This window comes from Picosynechococcus sp. PCC 73109, assembly GCF_001521855.1.
In the GTDB taxonomy this organism is placed as follows: Bacteria; Cyanobacteriota; Cyanobacteriia; order Cyanobacteriales; family MRBY01; genus MRBY01.
In genome coordinates this window covers 1,557,430-1,579,637 of the sequence record NZ_CP013998.1, presented here as the reverse complement: position 1 = coordinate 1,579,637, position 22,208 = coordinate 1,557,430, and the positions used below count along the sequence as shown (strand labels likewise).

At 50.5% G+C, this 22,208-nt stretch carries 19 protein-coding genes and 1 pseudogene; 14 read left to right on the top strand and 6 right to left on the bottom strand.

Annotated elements, in window-relative coordinates; translation table 11 throughout:
* Positions 1-19 precede the first annotated feature (19 nt).
* The 7 genes and pseudogenes from AWQ23_RS07545 (at position 20) to AWQ23_RS07515 (ending at position 7,516) form a co-directional block, all read left to right on the top strand.
* A complete protein-coding gene (locus AWQ23_RS07545; RefSeq protein WP_062434026.1) occupies positions 20-487 on the top strand; it encodes a hypothetical protein in 468 nt (155 codons plus the stop codon).
* A gap of 158 nt (positions 488-645) precedes the next feature.
* The gene (locus tag AWQ23_RS07540) at positions 646-1,833 is read left to right on the top strand and encodes a CapA family protein (protein WP_232308864.1); all 1,188 of its coding nucleotides are present in this window, start codon (positions 646-648) and stop codon (positions 1,831-1,833) included.
* Positions 1,834-1,945: 112 nt separating this feature from the next.
* Positions 1,946-2,425, top strand: coding sequence for a hypothetical protein (locus AWQ23_RS07535; RefSeq protein WP_062434024.1), 480 nt, complete (start codon positions 1,946-1,948; stop codon positions 2,423-2,425).
* Positions 2,426-2,621: 196 nt separating this feature from the next.
* Positions 2,622-2,972, top strand: a complete 351-nt coding sequence (locus AWQ23_RS07530; protein ID WP_062434022.1) for a hypothetical protein — start codon at positions 2,622-2,624, stop codon at positions 2,970-2,972.
* Positions 2,973-3,212: 240 nt separating this feature from the next.
* Positions 3,213-3,818, top strand: a complete 606-nt coding sequence (locus AWQ23_RS07525; RefSeq protein WP_062434020.1) for a fasciclin domain-containing protein — start codon at positions 3,213-3,215, stop codon at positions 3,816-3,818.
* 205 nt (positions 3,819-4,023) lie between these two features.
* Entirely contained in the window at positions 4,024-6,852 is a 2,829-nt protein-coding gene (gene uvrA, locus AWQ23_RS07520) for an excinuclease ABC subunit UvrA (protein ID WP_062434018.1), read from the top strand.
* Between the two features lie 90 nt (positions 6,853-6,942).
* Positions 6,943-7,516, top strand: a pseudogene (locus AWQ23_RS07515) (Uma2 family endonuclease).
* 16 nt (positions 7,517-7,532) lie between these two features.
* On the opposite strand, the gene ribD reads toward AWQ23_RS07515, so the two are convergent.
* A complete protein-coding gene (ribD, locus tag AWQ23_RS07510) occupies positions 7,533-8,648 on the bottom strand; it encodes a bifunctional diaminohydroxyphosphoribosylaminopyrimidine deaminase/5-amino-6-(5-phosphoribosylamino)uracil reductase RibD (RefSeq protein WP_062434017.1) in 1,116 nt (371 codons plus the stop codon).
* A 200-nt stretch (positions 8,649-8,848) separates the two neighbouring features.
* On the opposite strand from ribD, the gene AWQ23_RS07505 reads away from it, so the two are divergent.
* Complete coding sequence (locus tag AWQ23_RS07505) at positions 8,849-10,036, top strand: methyltransferase domain-containing protein (protein ID WP_062434014.1); 1,188 nt, start codon at positions 8,849-8,851, stop codon at positions 10,034-10,036.
* 37 nt (positions 10,037-10,073) lie between these two features.
* A complete protein-coding gene (gene arsS / locus AWQ23_RS07500) occupies positions 10,074-11,072 on the top strand; it encodes an arsenosugar biosynthesis radical SAM (seleno)protein ArsS (protein ID WP_062434012.1) in 999 nt (332 codons plus the stop codon).
* 109 nt (positions 11,073-11,181) lie between these two features.
* Here the strand turns inward: arsS and AWQ23_RS07495 are convergent, their stop codons facing one another.
* Positions 11,182-11,808, bottom strand: coding sequence for a DedA family protein (locus AWQ23_RS07495; RefSeq protein ID WP_062434011.1), 627 nt, complete (start codon positions 11,806-11,808; stop codon positions 11,182-11,184).
* A gap of 176 nt (positions 11,809-11,984) precedes the next feature.
* On the opposite strand from AWQ23_RS07495, the gene AWQ23_RS07490 reads away from it, so the two are divergent.
* From AWQ23_RS07490 to opcA, 4 genes are all read left to right on the top strand, one after another.
* Complete coding sequence (locus tag AWQ23_RS07490) at positions 11,985-13,367, top strand: efflux RND transporter periplasmic adaptor subunit (protein ID WP_062436580.1); 1,383 nt, start codon at positions 11,985-11,987, stop codon at positions 13,365-13,367.
* 436 nt (positions 13,368-13,803) lie between these two features.
* Complete coding sequence (gene tal, locus AWQ23_RS07485) at positions 13,804-14,949, top strand: transaldolase (protein ID WP_062434007.1); 1,146 nt, start codon at positions 13,804-13,806, stop codon at positions 14,947-14,949.
* A 94-nt stretch (positions 14,950-15,043) separates the two neighbouring features.
* Entirely contained in the window at positions 15,044-16,573 is a 1,530-nt protein-coding gene (gene zwf / locus AWQ23_RS07480; RefSeq protein WP_062434004.1) for a glucose-6-phosphate dehydrogenase, read from the top strand.
* A gap of 118 nt (positions 16,574-16,691) precedes the next feature.
* Positions 16,692-18,029, top strand: a complete 1,338-nt coding sequence (gene opcA, locus AWQ23_RS07475; protein ID WP_071884911.1) for a glucose-6-phosphate dehydrogenase assembly protein OpcA — start codon at positions 16,692-16,694, stop codon at positions 18,027-18,029.
* 17 nt (positions 18,030-18,046) lie between these two features.
* Here the strand turns inward: opcA and AWQ23_RS07470 are convergent, their stop codons facing one another.
* Entirely contained in the window at positions 18,047-18,709 is a 663-nt protein-coding gene (locus AWQ23_RS07470; protein ID WP_012307071.1) for a Crp/Fnr family transcriptional regulator, read from the bottom strand.
* 145 nt (positions 18,710-18,854) lie between these two features.
* Here AWQ23_RS07470 and AWQ23_RS07465 point away from each other — a divergent pair, with 145 nt between their 5' ends.
* Positions 18,855-19,601, top strand: coding sequence for a hypothetical protein (locus AWQ23_RS07465; protein WP_062433997.1), 747 nt, complete (start codon positions 18,855-18,857; stop codon positions 19,599-19,601).
* A 305-nt stretch (positions 19,602-19,906) separates the two neighbouring features.
* On the opposite strand, the gene AWQ23_RS07460 is transcribed toward AWQ23_RS07465, so the two are convergent.
* From AWQ23_RS07460 to aat, 3 genes are read right to left on the bottom strand one after another with little or no spacing between them, the layout of a single operon-like run.
* The gene (locus AWQ23_RS07460) at positions 19,907-21,016 is read right to left on the bottom strand and encodes an ABC transporter permease (protein ID WP_062433993.1); all 1,110 of its coding nucleotides are present in this window, start codon (positions 21,014-21,016) and stop codon (positions 19,907-19,909) included.
* 37 nt (positions 21,017-21,053) lie between these two features.
* The gene (locus AWQ23_RS07455; protein ID WP_062433988.1) at positions 21,054-21,548 is read right to left on the bottom strand and encodes a salt stress protein, Slr1339 family; all 495 of its coding nucleotides are present in this window, start codon (positions 21,546-21,548) and stop codon (positions 21,054-21,056) included.
* A 58-nt stretch (positions 21,549-21,606) separates the two neighbouring features.
* The gene (aat, locus tag AWQ23_RS07450) at positions 21,607-22,194 is read right to left on the bottom strand and encodes a leucyl/phenylalanyl-tRNA--protein transferase (protein ID WP_062433986.1); all 588 of its coding nucleotides are present in this window, start codon (positions 22,192-22,194) and stop codon (positions 21,607-21,609) included.
* Between the last annotated feature and the right edge of the window lie 14 nt (positions 22,195-22,208).

Genomic DNA, 22,208 nt, shown 5'->3' with positions numbered 1-22,208 from the left:
AGCGCTCTGCATCAACCCAATGAAAGCTTTAATTTTGGCCCTGGGGATTTCCTGTCTGGCGATCCCCGTCGCGGCCCAGGGAACCTGTCTCCGGATTAGCGATTTTTATACCACCTGCCAAGATGGTCGGGGCAATCAATACAGTATCCAGACCTTTGGCCCCAATACCTTTATCAACGGCAATTCCTACTACTCCCGTTCGCCCTATTACCATAGCTACCCTGGGTCTAGCGCCTATCGACGACCAGGCGATCGCCCCTGGAAACCAGCCCACTACCGACGGCCGACTAGCCACCATACTTATTCTTTTAGTAATACTTTCAAAAGCAAGAAAAGTCGCCCTTGGCAATATGAACCCTATTGGCAACAGCCCTGGAAAAAAGAGCCTAGTTCATCACCCCAATTCAGCACCTATTGGCAGCGTAACCCCTGGCAACGGCCCACCTACCACAACGACCAAAATATCTACCTCGACACCCGCTGGTAAATAAACTTTCAACGGCCCTAAAAGTTCGCCAACAATTAAGAGTTAAGAATCAGGGCAAAAAAAAGGCGATCGCCACCGGTGATTTATTTTCTGTGTCTCCTAAACATCGAAGCACCCAAAATCCAGTACGATAAAGCGGTACTTCTGCGTCCGTTGCTATGGCACAGTTTTCTTTGTCTACTGTTTCCCTGCGCCGTTGGTTGCCCTGGGGTTTAGGTGGCCTAACAATTATCACTTCCCTTGGCATCCTCGGATTTAGGCATTATCAACGCCAACAAGTCTCTTTTATCAGCACTTCCGTCGCCATTAGCAACAGCACCCTCGCCACAATTGCCACCGATGCGGCCAAGGCGATCGCCCCCGTCCCCCAAACCAAAACGACCGTCATCACCCTCAAGGCCGTTGGGGATATGGCCCCAGGGACTCGCTACTCGAAAACGCCCCAAGTCGAACAGAAAATGCAAATGTTTGCCGGGGTCGAAGGCCAGCTCGGTTGGAGTGACCTCCTTATCGGCAATCTAGAAACAACCCTCACCAATCATCCCTACGCCGCAAAAGATATTAGTCGCCCCAATGTCTTTGCTTTTCGGACGGCCCCTAGCTATGCCAATCTCCTCAAGGATGCAGGATTCCAAGCCCTTAGCATTGCGAACAACCACACCTTCGACTACGGACAAACAGGCTTTCAAGATACCCAAACGACTCTTACAGACACTGGCATTGCCCCCATTGGCGTTAAAAACCAAATCCATTACCACCAACACAAAGACCTCACCGTCGCCCTCATCGGTTTTAGTACCTACCAATATCACAATACGGTTCAAGACCTGAATGCCGCCGTCGCTCTGGTCAAGGAAGCCGACGCTAAAGCCGATATTATCGTTATTTCTGTCCATGCTGGCGCCGAAGGCACTGGGGCAAATCGCGTCCGGCCTGGTACCGAATGGTTTTTTGGGGAAAACCGTGGCGACCTCCACAAATTTTCCCGGACTCTGATTGATGCCGGAGCAGATTTAATTGTTGGCCATGGCCCCCATGTGCTCCGGGCAGTAGAACTTTACCAAGGCCGTTTGATCGCCTATTCCCTCGGTAATTTCGTCGCCGATGGTGCCCTGTCAGTGGCCAGTACCCTCGCCGAAAGCGTCATTTTAGAGGTTTCGATGAGTAGTGAGGGGCGTTTTCTAAAGGGGAAACTTCATCCTGTGCGCCTCAACGGTCAGGGATTTCCGTTTTACGATGCCACGGGGACAGCGATTAAGCGGATGCAACAGTTGACCCAGCGGGATTTTCCGGAGACTCCTTTAACGATTCAAGCAGATGGCCAGCTTTTACCAAGAACGTTGTAACCCTTGATGGTGAAGGATTTTCAAAAAAGTTGCGCTTAAAAACTGCATAAGCAAAATTTTCGGTCACTATCACCTGGCAACACACAACAATCAATCAACAGGTAACTGACCCATGACTACTTTCGCTTTCTCCCGCCCCCAATCCCTCAAACTGGCTACCGCTGGTGCTTTCCTTGCCCTCGGTGTCCTGAGTATCGCTCAACCCGCTAAAGCCGATAATGTTTCTAGCAGCACAATGATTTCTGAACAAACCAGTGCCGCTGTTGGCGTCGGCAACTCTACTTCTAACACCATGGGCCAATCGAATTTCCAAAACCAAAGCGGTTTCTTTAGTGGTGGTAACAACGGTGCCCAGTCAACGATTGTCGGTTCCCAGACTGCTGTGGCTGATGGCTTTTTCAACAATGTCAACAACAACCTCGGTCAATCCAGCACCCAGCTCCAATCCGACGCCTTTGGGTTCGGCAATAATGCCAGTGTTGCCCAGGTGGGTGCAAGCCAAACAGGTGCGGGAATTGGTTTCGGCAACAGCGTCAACAACAGCAGCTTCCAGAACAGCTTCCAAAACCAGAGCTCTCTCTTCTCTTTCTAAAAAAGGCGATCGCCAAGGTGGTGGTGTGATGGCACAAAGCACATCATTGCCTTGGTCAAAACCTGCCAGCACAATCTTCTCCCTAACATGGCTAATCTGTTAGGGGGCTTTTGCGGTGAGTAGATAAATAAAATACTGCATCTGTTCTGGGACGTGGCAACTATCAAGCAGTACCACAACAGAGCAGGCCAGTCCGATGATTATCACTACTTTTTTCCGTCACCACTCCCTCAAACTCGCCCTTACCTTCGCAATCTTTGGTTTCTTATGCTGGCTTTATTGCCTTTCGCCCCTGACCCTCAACCTTAGTCAACTCCAGCAAGTCGCCATCTACATTGGCCTCGAAGTTTTGTATGATGTGCTGCGCCACTGGTGTTTAAAGTTGGTACAAAGTGGTTGCGATCGCCTCCGCCATGTCTCTCCCTTTGTGAACGATTTGTTTGCAGTTGTGACCAAACTGGCAACCGATGGCCGTAATTTTAAAATTCATCTCCCCACGGTTACGGGACAAATGTGGACGATTTATCCTCTGCGCGTTCTTTCTTAAAAAGTCAAGTCTGCTCTAAGCTTTGTGGCCTGTGGTATCGCCAACAAATTTCAAAAATAACTATTCTTAGACTGTCGTTTGCCCCAGAAAGTTCCGCCATTTCCCGATAAATAGACCTTTCCAGACAATTCCTGCCAAAACGAAAAATACTTGCTACAGTGAGGATGATTGTAAAGTTTTCTTTACAAAACACTACGAAAAGAAACAACTTTATTGTTCGCTCACAGACAGGAAGTATCTATGCGTTTTACAAAAACCCTCGCCCTCAGTCTCGCCCTTGGTAGCACCCTTGGCTTAAGTACCGTTGCCCAAGCAGGGGACTATGGTAGCTACGGAGACAAAACCAAGCCCATGACCGAAGCCGAAGCGCCTGCACCCGCAGCGGCAATGACAGCACCAACCATTGTGGACATTGCTGCTAGCAACGATGCTTTTTCGACCCTCGTAGCGGCAGTTTCTGCGGCTGACCTCGCCGAGACCCTTGCTGGCGAAGGCCCTTTCACTGTTTTTGCTCCCACCAATGATGCCTTTGCAGCCCTGCCCGATGGCGTGCTCGAAAGCCTTTTACTCCCTGAAAACAAGGAAATCCTCACTCAAATTTTGACCTACCACGTAGTCAGCGGTAATGTCATGTCCACTGATCTCAGTGCTGGGGCTGTCACCACCGTTGAAGGTAGTGATGTGGTGATTTCCCTCGATGATGGCGTGAAAGTCAACAATGCAAATGTTGTCATGGCAGATATCGAAGCTAGTAATGGCGTTGTCCATGTGATCGATACCGTGATTGTGCCCCCTGCATTAATGGCAGAATTGGAAACATCTAGTGAAACTAGCGAGAATCTCTAGGTTGATCTCAGCATAGTGATTTAACACCACAACTATTTAGGTTATCTGTGAAACCACGGCATCGGGCTGTGGTTTTCTTTTTGACTCATTTAAAACCCAACTGTGGTTTTGCTGTTGAGGATCTGGCCTGGAAAGGGTTCTGAAATTCTCGACAGGTCTATTTATAATGTTTAGGCACTTTTCTCAAAATTGGCGATCGCCCCCCATGAGCAAATCTGACCAAATCCGCATCCGTGGCGCAAGACAGCACAACCTAAAAAATGTGGATCTCGATTTGCCGCGTAACCAGTTGATTGTGTTTACGGGGGTGTCGGGTTCGGGAAAATCATCCTTGGCGTTTGACACGATTTTTGCGGAGGGACAGCGCCGTTATGTAGAATCCCTCAGTGCTTACGCCCGCCAGTTTTTGGGGCAGTTGGATAAACCTGATGTGGACGCGATTGAAGGTTTGAGTCCAGCGATCTCCATTGACCAAAAATCCACCTCCCATAACCCCCGCTCCACCGTCGGCACGGTCACGGAAATTGCCGATTATCTGCGGTTACTCTTCGGGCGGGCGGGAGAGCCCCACTGTCCCCACTGCGATCGCCCGATTGCGCCCCAGACCATCGATGAGATGTGTGATCGGGTGTTGACATTGCCGGATCGAACGAAATTTCAGTTGCTTGCACCGATTGTGCGTCACCAAAAGGGAACCCATAAAAAGACCCTTTCTAGTATTGCCGCCGAAGGGTTTGCCCGGGTGAGAATTAATGGCGAAACCCGTGAACTCAGTGACAATATCACCCTCAATAAAAATCACTATCACACCATTGAAATTGTGGTGGATCGCTTAGTGAAAAAAGAGGGAATTCAAGAGCGTTTAGTGGATTCTTTGAGTACCTGTTTAAAACATTCCGAAGGGACAGCAATTGTTGATTTAATCGAGACGGGTGAACAGATTATTTTTTCCGAAAATTTTGCTTGCCCCGAACATGGCGCAGTAATGGAGGAACTCTCGCCCCGTTTGTTTTCTTTTAACTCCCCCTATGGTGCTTGTCCCGCTTGCCATGGGTTAGGCAGTCATCGGCGTTTTTCCCCTGATCTCGTCATTCCCGATCCGAAACAACCCCTCTATGCGGCGATCGCCCCTTGGTCGGAAAAAGAAAATACCTATTATTTATCATTGCTATATAACCTTGGGCAAAACTTCGGTTTTGAGATTCAAACGCCTTGGGAAAAACTCAAAAAAGAACACCAAGAAATTTTACTCCATGGCACCGAAGAACCGATTTGGTTTGAGGAGGAATCTCGCTATGGCGGTGGCAAAGGTTACTATCGCCATTATTCGGGAATTTTAAAACTTTTAGAACGCAATTATGAAGATACAAATTCCGATGCCATCAAAGATAAACTGGAAAAATATTTAATTAATCAACCCTGTGAAGTTTGCCACGGAAAACGCCTTAAACCAGAAGCATTATCCGTCCGTTTAGGGCAATACAATATTGATGAATTGACCAGCGTTGCCATCCGCGACTGTCTCGAACGGGTCGAAAATTTACAGTTAAGCGATCGCCAAAAATTGATTGGGGAATTAGCCCTAAAGGAAATTCGGGCGCGGTTACAATTCCTGCTGGATGTCGGCTTAGATTACCTCACTCTTGATCGGGCGGCGATGACCCTCTCCGGCGGCGAAGCTCAGCGCATTCGCCTTGCCACCCAGATCGGCGCAGGGCTAACGGGGGTCTTGTATGTACTCGACGAACCCAGCATCGGCCTCCACCAGCGGGATAATGAGCGACTGTTGCAAACCCTCAAAAAATTGCGCGACCTCGGCAATACTTTAATTGTCGTGGAACATGACGAAGACACGATCCGCACCGCCGATCACATCGTTGATATTGGGCCAAAAGCGGGGGTACATGGCGGCGAAATCGTCTTTCAGGGCAGCTTTGACAAATTTCTGAAGAACAAAAAATCCCTCACCAGCGCTTATCTGTCCGGCAGACGGGCGATCGCCACCCCCCCAGAGCGACGGGAAGGCAACGGCGGCAGATTACGCCTCGAAAATTGCACCAAAAATAATCTCAAAAATATCACCGTAGAAATTCCCCTCGGCAAATTGGTGTCCGTGACGGGGGTTTCCGGTTCGGGAAAATCAACGCTAATGAATGAATTGCTTTATCCAGCGTTGCAACATAGCTTGAATCGCAATGTACCTTTTCCAAAGGAGTTGGGCGCAGTGCAGGGACTTAAATCTGTTGATAAGGTGATCGTCATTGATCAATCCCCCATCGGCAGAACCCCCCGTTCTAATCCGGCGACCTATACGGGTATTTTTGATCCGATTCGGAATTTATTTGCGGAGACGGTAGAGGCGAAAACCAGAGGATACAAAAAAGGGCGGTTTTCGTTCAACGTGAAAGGGGGACGCTGCGAGGCCTGTAGTGGGCAGGGGGTGAATGTGATCGAGATGAATTTCTTGCCGGATGTCTATGTGCAGTGTGAGGTGTGCAAGGGGGCACGCTATAACCGCGAAACGCTTCAGGTGAAATTTAAGGGCTATTCCATTTCGGATGTGCTGAACATGACGGTGGAGGAAGCTTTGGAAGTCTTTGAAAATATTACGGCGGCGGCAAATCGCTTGCAAACATTGGTGGATGTGGGCTTAGGATATATTCGCTTAGGGCAACCTGCGCCGACCCTTTCCGGCGGGGAAGCGCAACGGGTGAAGTTGGCTTCGGAACTCTCCCGACGGGCAACGGGCAAAACCCTCTATCTGATTGACGAACCGACGACGGGTTTATCGTTTTACGATGTGCATCATCTGTTAAATGTGTTGCAACGACTGGTGGATAAAGGAAATTCTGTCCTCGTCATTGAGCATAATTTGGATGTGATTCGCTGTAGTGATTGGCTGATTGATCTAGGGCCAGAGGGGGGCGATCGCGGTGGAGAGATTATTGCGACGGGTACACCGGAAGATTTAATTAAAGTCAAAGAATCCTATACAGGTAAATTTTTAAAGCCTTTATTGACAAAGAAAAAATAAAAGGCGATCGCCTTTTTTGTTGATACCATTGACACTAACGCACTGAGAATGAAGTCTAAAATGGTTTCATAGTGAACAGGAGCAGTTGTAATGGCGATGGTCACAGCAGTTTCTCAGGAATCTTCCCTAGCTGAATTTTTGGAGTTACCTGAAACGAAACCAGCAAGCGAATATATCAACGGGAAAATTCATCAAAAACCGATGCCCCAAGGAAAGCACAGCACCTTACAAGGTCGTTTAGTGGCGGAAATTAATCGCGTTGGACAGCCTGAAAAATTAGCCTATGCTTTTCCTGAATTGCGCTGTACCTTCGGCGATCGCTCTCTTGTACCTGATATTGCGGTGTTCGAGTGGGCCAATATTCCTGTAGACGAAAATGGCGAAATCCAAAATCGGTTTTCTGTCGCTCCAGATTGGGTGATTGAAATTCTCTTTCCAGAACAAAATCCCCCCAGAGTCATCGAAAAAATTCTTTTTTCCTTACTTACAACAAGGGACAAAGCTCGGTTGGCTCATTGCCCCAGAGGACTACTCAGTCACCATTTTTTACCCTGATAAACTCGCTGAATTTAAAGAACAAGATGATCTGCTTCCCGTTTTGCCAGCGATCGCCCCTTGGCAACTCACCGCCACAGAGCTATTTTCCTGGTTACGCCTCATGTGAAGCTTAGTGCGACAAATTATTCCTTCAAATTGGGGAGATCGCCAGTTAACAGAAAATCGTGGCCGATGGATTGAAGCTGGACATTTTCGAGGGCGATCGCCTCGTCCATGAGCGTCAAACCCAAATTGCCGACGGGCGTCGGTGCCCCTTGCCCACCAATAATTTTCGGGGCGATAAAAGCCATTACCTTTTGGATACTGCCAGAGGCGATCGCCGCCGCCGCCAGGGTACCGCCACATTCCCACAACACCTGCAAACAACCCCGGTCGTAGAGATATTGCATCACGCCCTCAGGGGCAACCGGATCAAGGTGTACCACTTCTACTCCCCGTTGCCGGAGGAAATCCTGCATCTCCGGATTCGCTGTGGCCTGGGTTAAAACCACCGTCGGCGCAGCGGTCACATCCCATAAATGGCGATCGCGGGGCAGAGTTAACGTTTGGCTTACAACAATGCGCAAAGGATTATGGTCAGTAGTCCCGTGGGTCGTTAAATAAGGATTATCAAGGCGTACCGTATTTCCCCCGACAACCACTGCATCACACTGGGAACGGAGGTCATAGACCTGGTTGCGGGTTTCCTGGTGGGTAATCCAAGCACTGTGGCCCGTGGTTGTGGCAATTTTTCCATCGAGGGTCATGGCATATTTCAAAATACCGAGGGGGCGCTGGTGCAGCATCCGCCAAATGAAGCCCGCATTTAACGCACGACAAGCGGCCTCTTCAACACCCGTTAAGACCTCAATACCCGCATCCGTGAGGGTTTTTAAACCGCCCCCTGCCACCAAAGGATTGGGATCAACCATGCCCACCACCACTTTGGCAATGCCCGCTTTGACCACCGCCTGACTACAGGGAGGGGTTCTGCCGTGGTGATTACAGGGTTCTAGGCTGACATAGAGCGTTGCCCCTTGGGCCGCTGCCCCTGCCTCCCGGAGTGCAAACACCTCTGCATGGGGTTGACCTGCCCCCGGATGAAATCCTTCACCAATAATGTTTTGATCTTGAACGACCACAGCGCCCACCATTGGGTTTGGGGCGGTTTTTCCGGCTGCCTGCTTTGCTAACGTAATACAGCGTTGCATCATGGCACGATCAAAGTCAGTTCCAACGGGGGCAGCGTTTGAGGTCATGGGGGAAGGCAACATTTAAACTTAAAAATTCTTTCCCATTGTAGGCAAGAACCGAGGGGCAAACATAGGGTCAAAGGTTGACCGATGGTGGAGAAATTCAGGTGATTTAGCTGTATTTGCGCCATTAACTCAGGTGATTTTCATAAATCATCGATATGATGATCAACACATACGCGCTGATCTGGGGTCGAAACTCACCAATGCCCGAACAAAGTATTACACCGACTTACGATGTGGAGAATGCAGTTCTCAGTCGCTACCAAGCGGGAGCCCAGACCCACGAACCCAGTCTGTGTTGCCCGACAGAATACCAGGATGTCCATTATCTGGATGTGATTCCCGATGAAATTTTGACGAAGGATTACGGCTGTGGTGATCCGACTCGCTATGCAATCCCAGGAGATACCGTCCTTGATCTGGGGTGTGGAGCTGGCAAAAATTGCTACATGGTCGCCCAAAAAGTGGGGCCGACGGGGAAGGTGATTGGTGTTGATTTTAATGATGTGATGTTAAATCTCGCCCGCAAATATCAAGGGGCGATCGCCACGAAAATTGGCTTTCACAATACCGAATTTGTCAAAGGAAAAATCCAAGACCTTAAACTTCCCTTCGCTCCCCTCCAGGCTTGGCTCCAGGCAAATCCCATTACCACCCTAGAAGATATTGCCCGCTATGAAACAAAAGGCGATCGCCTCCGGGCAGAGTCCCCCCTAATTGCCGACGAGAGCATTGACCTCGTGATCTCCAACTGTGTTTTAAACCTCGTCAAACCCCGTGATAAACAACAACTGTTCCAGGAAATCCACCGGGTTCTGAAAAAAGGGGGCCGCGCCGTCATCTCGGATATCGTCTGTGATGAGCCACCCACCGAAAAAATCCTCAATGATCCAGAGTTATGGAGTGGTTGCATTGCTGGCGCTTTTCTGGAAGCCGAATTTTTGCAAATGTTTGAGGCGGCGGGTTTTTCTAGCGTTGAAATCCTTAATTACGGGGCTGAACCCTGGCAGACCATTGATGGCATCGAATTTCGCTCTATGACCGTCCGGGCCTATAAAGGCGAAAAAGCAATTGGTCGCGAACGGCACCAAGCCGTCATTTACAAAGGCCCCTGGAAGCAGATCCAAGATGATGCAGGTCGCACCTATTTTCGAGGTGAAAGAATGGCCGTGTGCGATCAAACCTTCCAACGCCTGACGAATCCCAATGGCCCCTATGCCGGGCAATTTATTCCCGTTGCCCCCTACCAAGCAATTCCCCCGGAAACAGCCGCCCCATTTAACTATCACCCAGAGGCCCGCCGTGATCCCCAGGAGACCAAGGGCGCAGATTACCAGCTCACCCAACTGACCGAAGACGACGCCTGTTGTCGCACTGACAGTTGTTGCTAACTTAAAAATTCATCCCTGTTCTGTTATCCCAATCACCATGGTTCAAACCCCAACCCAAACTGCAATCCCAGCTTTTCAGAAAACCTTGGGTCAACCCCTAAGCAAAACCCCCATCAGCACTCTCCAAATTAACCTCGGCAAAAAATGTAACCTCGCCTGTACCCATTGCCATGTTGAGGCCGGCCCGAAGCGTACCGAGGCACTTAGCCCAGAGATTTGTGCCCAATTGATCCAACTGATTCGCACCTTTCCCCAAATTCAAACGGTGGATCTCACGGGGGGAGCGCCGGAAATGCACGATGGGTTCCGGCAACTGGTGGCTGCAGCACGGGAAACAGGGAAGGATGTGATTGTGCGCTCAAACCTAACCATTTTTTTCGTGCCTGGGTACGAAGATTTACCCACCTATTTTGCAGAAAATCAGGTGCGAGTGGTGGCTTCCCTGCCCTGTTATTTAGAAGATAACGTCGATCGCCAACGGGGTGCGGGAGTGTACCAAGATTCCATTGCGGCCTTACAACGATTAAATGCCTTGGGTTATGGTCGAGATCCAGCCCTGGTCTTGGACTTGGTTTACAATCCGCCCGTGCCCCGGAACCAAGACTTTTCCCTCACGCCCAATCAAGCGAACCTAGAACAAGATTACAAAGCCTATTTAGCACGCCATTTTCAAATTCAGTTTAATCACCTGTTTACGATCACAAATTTACCCATTGGCCGCGTAAAAAATTATCTCCAGGCCCATGCGCTCTATAAACCCTATCTCAGCTTTTTGGCGGCACATCACAACGGGACGACAGTGCCTAATCTTATGTGTCGTAGTCAGCTTTCTGTGGATTATGAAGGCAATATTTTTGATTGTGATTTTAACCAGATGGAAGCTCTACCAGCCCGCACTCCCGACGGCCAACCGGTAACGGTGCGGCACCTCCTAGAAGCAGAATCCTTAGATGTCATTGAAACGGTGGCGACGAAACCCTATTGCTATGGTTGCACAGCGGGAAGTGGCTCGAGTTGTGGTGGTGCTTTGAGCTAAGAGACTATCCACTGAATCATTAGGGGTGACTAGCGCGCAATTTTTCTGCTAATTAATCCGGTCAGATTGCGGCTTGCTGGGGTGAACGCGAAAACTTGCTTATCATGGCTTATTTTTCCGGTTGGTTGCGGGGGCGATACTCCAACCACAGGGGAACAATAATCCAGGCCGCAACGAGGGCAAAAACAAGGAGACCGAATTTCGCCATGAACCGCAACACATCCGCCAGGGGCATGATGCGTCCAAGGAAATAGGGAAGCGTTACCGTCACTGTTCCCCAGGCGATCGCCCCCGCTAAATTGCACAGCAGAAAGATCGGCCAGGCCATCCCCACAATGCCGGCGAAGGGAGCGGCAAAAATCCGAAAAAAGGTGATAAACCGACCAACAAAAACAGCTTTAGGGGCATTTTCTAAAAACTTTTGCTTCGTTTCGGCGAGTTTGTCATCACTAATTTTAAAAAAATGGGCTACTTTCTGGAGCAGCGGCAACCCACCCCACTTTCCCACCAGGTAGCCGATATTATTGCCGATGAATGATCCGGCGATCGCCCCACACAAAACCCAGCGGTATTGCAGTTCGCCACTCCCGGCAAAAAAGCCCCCCAGCAGGGTTAACACTTCTCCGGGGAGGGGGATGCCCATATTTTCCAGGCCGATGCCGATAAAAACAGACCAGTAGCCATATTCTGTGACGAGGGTTTGCAGGGTTTCTAGGGAAATCAACTCAAGGGTCATGGAGAAAATTTAAGACAATGTTTATATTTTGACACTCCTTTTCGGCGGACGGGGGCCGCCACTGTAACTTTCGGGGTGGGTTGTCACCCAAGTTTCTGGGGACTTCTGGCAAAAGCCACCAAATCAGCCCAAAATTTTTTAAGATAATTATTAAGCAATATTACAAATATCCCATCGTGACCCAACTCGCCCCGAAACCGGATCCGACTGATAATCCAGCGATCGCCTCTCAATCGAAGCGGCTACCCTGGCTTGGTTTGGTGGTCGGAATTTTGATCGGGGCGATCGCCACCTATGTAGGGGGGCAATTTTCCAGCTCCCAACCGGAAGAAACCTCATCCGCCCCAACGACAAATCCCAATCAAGCCCCTGGGCGAGCTGTCACGACCTTAACCCTCGAACCCCAGGCGATCGCTAAAACCATGGCGATTGTGGGCACCGTTACCCCCGCCGAGATCGTAGCGGTTACGGCAGCCCGTTCGGGTCTCCAGATCACTAATCTCCTGGTGGATGAAGGGGACAATGTCCAAGCCGGTCAACTGCTGGCCCAATTGGATAATGCCACCCTCCAGGCAGAACTCCGTCAAGCCCAAGCCCAGGTCGCCCAAGCCCAAGCCCGCCTCGCCGAACTCAGAGCCGGAGCCCGCTCCGAAGAACTTGCCCGTGCCCAGGAACAAGTGAACCAAGCCAGGGCTGCCCTCGGTCGGAGCCAAGCGGATCTCAAGCTGAGCGAACAACGCCTACAACGAAACCAAGAATTATTTGAAGCTGGGGCGATCGCCGCCGATACCCTTGATGAAACCCGCACCCGTCGCGATGGTGCCGCCGCCAGTGTCAGTCAAAATCAGGCCACATTACGGGAAGCCGAACAACGCCTCCAGGAATTGCGCCGAGGCCCCCGCCTTGAAACCCTGGCCCAGGCAGAAGCCCAACTACAACAGGCCCAGGCCCAGGTTAGCCTAGTGACCACCCGGTTACGGGAGACCCAAGTCCGGGCACCACGTTCCGGTAAAGTCCTCGAAAAATTCGCTCAACTCGGTGATCTCAGTGCTGCCAGTGAGCCGTTATTTAATCTTTTAGAAGCAGGGCAATTAGAACTCGAAGCAAACATTCCCGAAACCCAACTGAATCAGGTCGAAATCGGCCAAACCGTTGAAATTACCAGCGATCGCGATCCCAATCTTCAGCTCACGGGGCAAATCCAAGAGATTGTCCCCACCGTTGACCGACAATCCCGCCAGGCGACCCTAAAAATTAGTTTGCCCCCAGGGACGGACCTCAAGCCAGGAATGTTTTTACGGGGCAATATCATTCTGGCCCAGGCCCAGGGTTTAGGGGTGCCCACGGAGGCTGTGATTCCCCAGGATGGCGAGCAGGCGACGGTTTTCCGGGTGAATAATGACAACACCGTTACCGCCGTCACTGTCCAACTTGGGGAGCTTTTAGACGATGACCAGATTGAAGTTCTAGGGGGGTTGCAAGCGGGCGATCGCCTGGTGGTAAAAGGAGCCCCCTATCTTAAAGATGGGGACGCCATCGAGATCCAACCCTTCCAATAGGCATTTTTTAGCTAGCGAAAATCAAGGTGGTGAAATCTTAAGTTTTAATGTTTTTTTCTAAAGAAAAATTTTCACTGAAGACGTAATTTTATATTTGTTTAAGAAATGCCAAGGGTTAGGGGAGATTAGCAGCCAAAAAGAGCTTTTCCATGGTCACAACACTGAGCAAAGCAACGCTTTAGGGAAAATTTAACCTGTTTAAAAACAGCCTTTAAAATAATTCTTTCGTCCCGGTAATCCAGACCCCGGCCCTTGAGGTGAGGTAATCCTCACAAATCAGGTCAAGATTTTTTCAAAAAGTGAAAACTTCCTCAACAATCCCCGGCCACTTTTAAAAAGATCTTGTAAGTTGAGAGTAGTGCCCCCACGCACTGTATCAAAACATTAATACCCACTGCTTGGGGGCGATCGCCGCACACAAAAGGAGTAATGACCTATGGCTACCGCAAACCCGATTATTGATATTGAAGACTATGGTCAAAGTATCTGGATGGATAACCTCAGTCGGGATTTAATCACCTCTGGGGAATTGGCACAATTGATCGACAGTCGGGGGATCCATGGGATTACCTCTAATCCAGCAATTTTTGAAAAGGCGATCGCCGGCAACGAAATTTACGACGAGGCGATCAAGCAGGGCATTGCGGCCGGAAAATCCACCCTCGAAATTTACGAATCCATTGTGTTTGAGGACATTGGCAACGCCTGCGATATTTTTGCAGGGGTCTACGAAAAAACCGATGCCCTCGATGGCTATGTGAGCATTGAAGTTCCCCCCAACATTGCCAAAGATACCGAAAGCACGATCAAAGAAGCCCGCCGCTATTTCAAGGAAATTGGTCGTCCCAACGTAATGATCAAAATCCCCGGTACCCCCGAAGGCTTGCCCGCCGTCACCGAGGCGATCGCCGAAGGGATTAATGTCAACGTCACCCTGCTATTTTCTGTACAAGCCTACATCGACACCGCTTGGGCCTACATCGAAGGACTCGAAAAACGCGCCGCTGCCGGGGAAGATATCAGCAACATTGCCTCCGTTGCCAGCTTCTTCCTCAGCCGCATTGACGTCAACATCGACAATCAACTCGATGCCAAAATTAAATCCGGGGTCAGCGAAGATGTCGCCAGCAAGCTGATCGGTCTCAAAGGAAAAGTGGCGATCGCCAACGCGAAAATTGCCTACCAACATTACCTTGAGATTTTCAGTAGCGACCGTTGGCAAGCCCTCGCTGCGAAAGGCGCGAAACCCCAACGACTCCTCTGGGCCAGCACCGGCACCAAAAATCCCGACTATAGCGATGTAATGTATGTCGATGAACTCGTCGGCGCTGACACCGTCAATACCCTGCCCCCTGACACCATCGAAGCCTGTGCCGACCACTGCGATCCCGCCAACCGCATTACTGCCAACGTCGCCCAAGCCAAACAAATCATTGCCGCCCTCGGTGACGCAGATGTGGCGATCGATCTTGACGCTGTAATGGCCGAACTCCTCGAAGAAGGGATCGAAAAATTTATCAAGCCCTTCGAATCCCTCATGGATTCCCTCGAAACCAAAGTCAAACAATTGGCCACTGTCTAACCAACCCCCCCCTAAAGTCTCCTCCATAGGGGATTTTAGGGAGATGTCAAAAATCCCTTTCTGATTACCCCATTGCTCCTTCAAACCCAGCCCTATGGTTGCCTTACAAGAAAATCCCCTTAGAGTCGGACTCCGCCAAGAACGCACCCCAGACCCCCTGATCATCGTCATTTTTGGCGCATCCGGCGATCTCACCCAGCGTAAACTCGTTCCCTCCCTCTACGCTCTCAAAAAAGATAATTTATTGCCACCGGAGATCACCATTGTCGGTGTTGCCCGGCGGGACTGGAGCCACGATTACTTCCGCGAACAAATGCGCCAGGGCATTGAGGAATTTTCCGACGGCATCGGCAGCGAAGACCTCTGGAACAACTTTGCCGAAGGGCTTTTTTATTGTTCCGGCAATATGGACGACCCCGACAGTTACCAGAAACTTAAAACCTTTTTAGACGAACTCGATCAAAAACGAGGTACCAGAGGTAATCGTGTCTTTTACCTTGCGGTCTCTCCGAAGTTTTTCCCGCCTGGCATCAAAAATCTGGGGGCGGCGGGGATGCTTAATGATCCTCTCAAGCACCGCCTCGTCATTGAGAAACCTTTTGGCAAAGATCTCAGCACCGCCCAAGTTTTAAACAATGTAGTCAAAAATGTCTGCCGCGAAGAACAGGTTTACCGCATTGACCACTACCTCGGCAAAGAAACCGTCCAAAACCTGTTGGTCTTTCGGTTTGCCAACGCCATCTTTGAACCCCTCTGGAATCGCCATTACGTCGATCACGTGCAAATTACCGTCGCCGAAACCGTCGGTGTCGAAGATCGTGCTGGTTATTACGAAACCTCCGGCGCCCTGCGGGATATGTTGCAAAATCACCTGATGCAACTGTTTTGTTTAACGGCGATGGAAGCGCCCAATGCTTTAAATGCCGACAGTATTCGCAGCGAAAAAACCAAGGTATTACAGGCCACCCACCTCGCCGATATTCACAATCTTGATAAATCAGCGATTCGAGGACAATACAAAGCAGGTTGGATGAAAGGCAAACCCGTCCCCGGTTACCGGGAAGAATCCGGCGTCAATCCCGAATCAACGACGCCCACCTACGTGGCGATGAAATTTATGGTGGATAACTGGCGCTGGCAAGGGGTGCCTTTCTATCTGCGTACCGGCAAGCGTTTGCCCAAGAAAGTTTCAGAAATTGCAATTCAATTTAAGCAGGTGCCCCTGGCGATCTTCCCATCGGCAGCAAAACAGGCGAATCCCAATACCCTGGCCCTGCGAATTCAACCCAATGAAGGCATTTCCCTACGCTTTGAGGCCAAGATGCCAGGCGCAGATATTAGAACCCGCAGTGTGGATATGGATTTTAGCTATGGAACATCCTTTGCCATGGCTACCCAGGATGCTTACACCCGACTGCTTTTGGATTGTATGGTCGGTGATCAAACTCTCTTTACCCGGGCCGATGAGGTGGAGGAGGCTTGGCGTGTGGTGACACCGGCTCTAGCGGCGTGGGATGGGCCAGCGGATCCTAGCAATGTGCCCCAATATGAGGCGGGGACTTGGGAACCGACAGAAGCGGAATTTTTGATTAATCGGGATGGTCGCCGTTGGCGTCGGTTGTAGAGGCGAATTTCCAATTTTAGGGAACAGATATCGGCTCTCAGTGTTTGTTTATTTTTGATTTCTTAATTCTTTTCGCACGCAAATTTCGCAAAAAACTCTCTAAGCAATCTCTGGAAAAATTATGACTATTTCAGCACCCCTTGTTTCTTTGCAAGCTCCGAAGGATGTCTCGATTGAGGAGATTGAAGCGGAACTGACGCAACTCTGGCAAAATTACCGCTCCGATGAGGGCATGAGTGCCACCCGGGCCACAACCTTTAGTTTTTTGGTCTATGAGCCAGATGATTCCCAAGCATTGTTGGCAAGTTTAGGATTTTATTCGGGGCCAATCGATGGGATCGCTGGTTCGCGGACGGTGGCAGCAATCCGGGCTGCTCAAAAAGCCTATGGTTTTGAGGAAACCGGTAAAATTTCACCGGAATTACTCGCGAAGCTCCGGGAAATGTGGGAGTGCCAGAGTCAGGACCAAGGCTGTCAACCATTAACCTATTCGGCCGATTTGAGTAGTTCTGGGGTGGCCGATGCGATCGCCGCTGCGAATCCCTGTCGAATTATTACCCTTTGTCCCACCACCGGTGAAGATGAAGGCGTTTCCGCCCAGGTCTCGGCCTATTGTCCGATTAATAAACGGGGCGGTAGCACCCTTGTTTGTTGCGAGTACATTACCCTGAGTGGCACAGCGGCAGCCCTAGAGCGCATTGGGGGCTTAATTACGGCTTTGATGGTGCGGGATTTGCCAAAATTCATCTGGTGGAAGGCAGTGCCAGATAGCAACTATGGCCTCTTTCAACGGTTGATGGCCGAAGCAGATACCCTCATCCTCGACTCCAGTGGCTTCCGGGATGCCGAAGCAGATCTCAAGGTTGTGTGCGAACTGTTGCAGCAGGGCACCAACACCGCCGATCTCAATTGGAGTCGTTTAGCAGCTTGGCAAGAGTTAACCGCCGCTGCCTTTGACCCCCCAGAACGACGGGAAGCCATCTGGGATGTAGACCATGTGACCCTCAACTACGAGAAAGGGAATGCCACCCAAGCGATTTTGTTTTTAGGCTGGCTCGCCAGTCGCCTCGGCTGGAATCCGACGGACATCGAACGGGAATCAGGGGATTATGAGATTCACCGCATTCGTTTTGGCGATCGCCACAAAAAAGCAATTACGGCTGAATTGGTAGGTCTACCCATGGCCGATGTGGGGGATATCGTCGGCGATCTCGTGAGCCTCAAACTCACCTCCAATAACCTTGATGCCGATTGTTGCACCGTGATTTGTTCAGAAACCTCTGGCTGTATGCACATGGAATCGGGTGGTGGTGCGCAATCCTGCCGCATTGAACAGGTCACCCCCTTGGCTGATCAAGCAACCGAGCATCTCCTGGGGCAACAGCTCCAACGCTGGGGCAAAGATGTTCTCTACACCGAAACCATGGAACAGGTGCGTCAAATCCTCGCCCTTTAACCCTTTCAATTTTATGGTCAGTGGCTGAGGCGAACCTGAAACCGATCCGCCTGGGTGAGTTGAATTTTATCCGCTTGCATGAGCTGCTTGAGGAGGCGATTGACCGTTACCTGGGTGGCCCCCAGAACCTCAGACAATTGCTTGCTGGTGAGGGGAAACGGAATCATCATTCCTTCCGGGGAAGGGTTGCCGTGGGTACGCCCCAACATTTCTAGATATAGCCACAGCCGATCAATAGTTTTACGTTGGCACAGGAGGGTCTGCTCTAGGCGCTGGTGTTGCTGCTGGTGTCGGAGCGCTTGTAATACGTTGTTTTTTAGGGTGGGCCACTGGTCGAGATCTTCCCAGTAGAGCCAAAAGACTTCTGTTTGATCTACCTGGGCGATCGCCTGGAACGAGATCATCGGACTGCGGTAGATATCAATGGGTTGATCGGCCCCAATAAACGCCAAAATTACCGGCTGCCCATCCAGGGAAAGGGAAGGCTGAAAATGCCGTAGACGACTTTCAAGGCGCACAAATCCTTTCGTGACAAAGTAAAGCAAACCGGGCCGGGTAGGAATGGTTTCTTCCTGGAAAAACGTCCGACTCCGACAGTGGGCGATCGCCCATTCTTGCAAAAACTCTGTGATTAAAGGCGAGTGGGGCTTAATTTCGTCAAGGGCAAAGAACTGAGACATTACTTAATAGATACACAAAAATACGCAAAAAAAGAGTGGATATGAGTGAGCTGATCTTGGGTCGGTTTTAGGGGCCATTAATACGGGCAAAAGCTGCGGAAAGCTCTATCATCCTAAAAGATCCCCCTAGTCCAGGCAAGCTGCAATGGCGTCCATTTCAGTCATAACCCAGGATGGCAATTTAACCAACGATCTTCGCGTACACCTCGCCCAGGCGGGAGGTCTTCCCAACGCCAGTGAAATTCCACTCCAGCTCTGTTTCCAACGGCAAGGCATCGGTTTTCGGTCGGCGATCGCCTTAAAATTGGCCGCCCACAGCCACCAGCCTCCCCAGACCATTGCCCAGGCATATCTCGCTCGGCTCACTACTCCAACAACGCCGCAATCAAATTTAAAACACCGAACTGCAACGGCGGTGTTCACCTATGAGGCGATCGCCACCCCCCAGGGTTGGTTAGAATTTTTTTTGATGCCAACGGAGATCGGCCGCTGGCTAGATCAAATATTACAGCGAGAAAATCTGATTTTCCCTCAGTTGCCCCCAGATCTTTTATTCTCTTGCCATTACCTACAGCAACGATTTTATGACCTCAGTCGCCTTGCCACTGACTACACCGCTGATACGCCCCAATGGAATTTTGAAAAAACTCTTTTGCCCGCCTGGGAGCAAGCTCTCCTAGAGGCGATCGCCCGTTGTGTCCTAGGGAGTTTCCATCGCTCACCCAAACCCCATCTTTTTGCCGCCCTCGAACAAACTCTCTGGGAATTACAGCGCCGTTGCCCTCTATTTTATTTTCTCCGTGAAAATTCCACCCAAGGCCGTCATTATTGGCAGTGGTTTACCTATCTCGCCCAATTTTTAGCCCATTATCTCCCACAATTAGAAAATTAATTCACAAGACTCAAAGGCAGTGTGACGTTAGCTTTCACGCTTTTTTTGATTGGTCTATTTAAAATTTTCGACACAAAACTTGAAAAAAACATGGCAGTTTGAGAAAAGATGGTCTACACTTACAGGTGTGTGAGGAGCGAACCAGAAAGAAGACCGAGACGAAACACGGAAAGTCGCCGGTCTTTTTTCTGTGCCCAACACAAAAACATCCCAGGGTTACATCGCCACGAACAATCACCCCAGGATTCACAATAGTCTTTCGTTTTCTTAAATCAATACACCCTAGCGGCTAGTCGCAACAGGGTCTAATCTTGGCGGTTTTGGAGGCTCTTTGGATCGAGGGCATCCCGTAGCCCGTCACCGAGCAGGTTAAAGGCCAGCACCGTCACGATAATCAAAATTGCGGGTGACCACACTAGCCAGGGTTGCAAGACCAAAATAGACGCATTGGTACTCAAAGAGAGTAGATTGCCCCAACTGGGGTCAGGCTGTTGAATGCCGAGGCCAATCAAGCTCAATACCGATTCGGCAATGATAAATCCTGGTACGGCGAGGGTTGCGGAGATAATCGCATAGCTCGCCGTTTGGGGCAGGATATGTTTGGTGATGATGTAGAGCGATCGCCCCCCCGTTGCTTGGGCCGCCTGAACAAATTCTTGGTTTTTAATCGAGAGCACTTGACCCCGGATCACCCGCGCCAGGCCAGACCAGCTAATGAACGAGGTAATCAGCACAATCAAGAGGAATCGCTGGGCGCTGGTTAAACTCGCGGGCAGAATCGCCGCCAGGGAAACGAGGAGATAAATCCCCGGAATAGTCATCAACACTTCCACAAAGCGCATCAAGACCGCATCGATCCAGCCGCCAAAATAGCCGGAAATGCCACCGATGAGCATCCCCAAGGGAAAGGAAATGACAATCCCCACCAGGCCAATGAAGAGGCTAATGCGGCCCCCATGGAGTAAGCGGCTAAATTGATCACGCCCCTGTTCGTCGGTGCCGAGGAGATTAAAGCGAGCCTCGCCGACCACCCCAAATAAATGGCGATCGCCCCGGATGCCCGGAAAGATAATTTTTTCCTCGAAGGTCGGGGGCACGGGCAATTTGATCTGGAACAGTTGGTAAGGATCACCTTTCACAAAGAGGCGCAGCGGTTGGGGGTTATCGGTATCGACAATCAGTTGGCGATCGCCCGTGTCGAGATCCGTCGGCCCCTGGCTGGTGGGATAAACATGGGGGATGCCATTGCGCCAGTGGATCGCTGTGGGCGGCATTAAAGAACCATCTGCCTGGGACACATAGGGGTCATAGGGGGCAAAAAAGTCAGCACCAATGACGAGGACATAAAAGGTGATCAGGATAATTGCGCCCAAACGCGCCAGGGTATTATTTCGAAGTTTGCGCCACCAATCCATAGTTACTGCCAGGGTTGCCAAAAATAATTGTGTCCCCTCATTCTAATGCCTGCAGATACTCGATCGCGGCAGCAAGCTGGGAGTCATAGCCCTCGGCAAAGTCCATAAACCAGAGCCCTTCATTGGAGAGGGGATCCAGTTGCTTGAGCCAGGTTTCGGCTTTGGTACGCCAATATCTAGCCTGGGCCTGTTTTTGCTTTTCAGCGGCGGCGATCGCCTTGAGGTCTGTTTCCGGGAGGGGCTGTTGGGCTTGCTGCTGCTGTTCGGCAATCAGTCGGTTAATGTCTTGGTACAGACGGTGATTTTTTTCACAATCTTTAAGTTTGTTGGCGGTCGTTTCCTGCTCGAGGGCCTGCAACATGGACGAAAGGCGATCGCCCTGGGATGACTTTTCCCCAGTCGGCTGCGGGCGGGCTTGGTATTCCTGCTGGAGGGCCGCTAGGGTTTGATCCAGGCCATTGTCCGGTGGCTGTGGTGCTGCCGCGCGATGTTGATTTTCTAAATCCCGTAGCAAATCATCAAGGGAAGCCATCGTTCAATCCATTGCCGAAGAAATCTCACCTTAATTATAAAAAGATCTTTCCCCTTCTTTAATCCGGTGCAAACTGACACCGCAAACGCACTGCCTGGGCTAACAACCGTCGATAATCTTGGTTATCAATGACGTAGGAACCAAATCGCTCTAGGTGTGGATTTTGCAACTGGGCATCAAATAGGATAAAGCCTTGCCGCCGCAGATGTTCGACCAAAAGAACCATTGCCACCTTGGAACCATTGGGAATTTGAAAAAACATCGACTCCCCGATAAAGGCTCCACCAATGGCGATGCCTAAAATCCCCCCAGCTAATTGATCCCCCTGCCAGGTTTCAAAACTGTGGGCCCACCCAGCCCGGTGCAACGCCCGATAAATGTCTAGCAATTCCGGCGAAATCCAGGTCACATCCCGGTTGGCACAGCCGGCACACACCGCCTCAAAGGCTTGGTTAATTTTGGGGGTAAAAATCTGTTGATTGAGCGATCGCCTCAGGGATTTGGGGTAACGAAACCGACCATCTAGGGGAATCAAAGTCCGTTGCCGACTCGAATACCAACCCAAATGCTGTTGCTCATCCGCCATCAGAAAATAGCCCTGGGAATATCCTTCTAAAATTGCTGGCAGATTAAAACGGCTGATCATACATTGCCCACGAC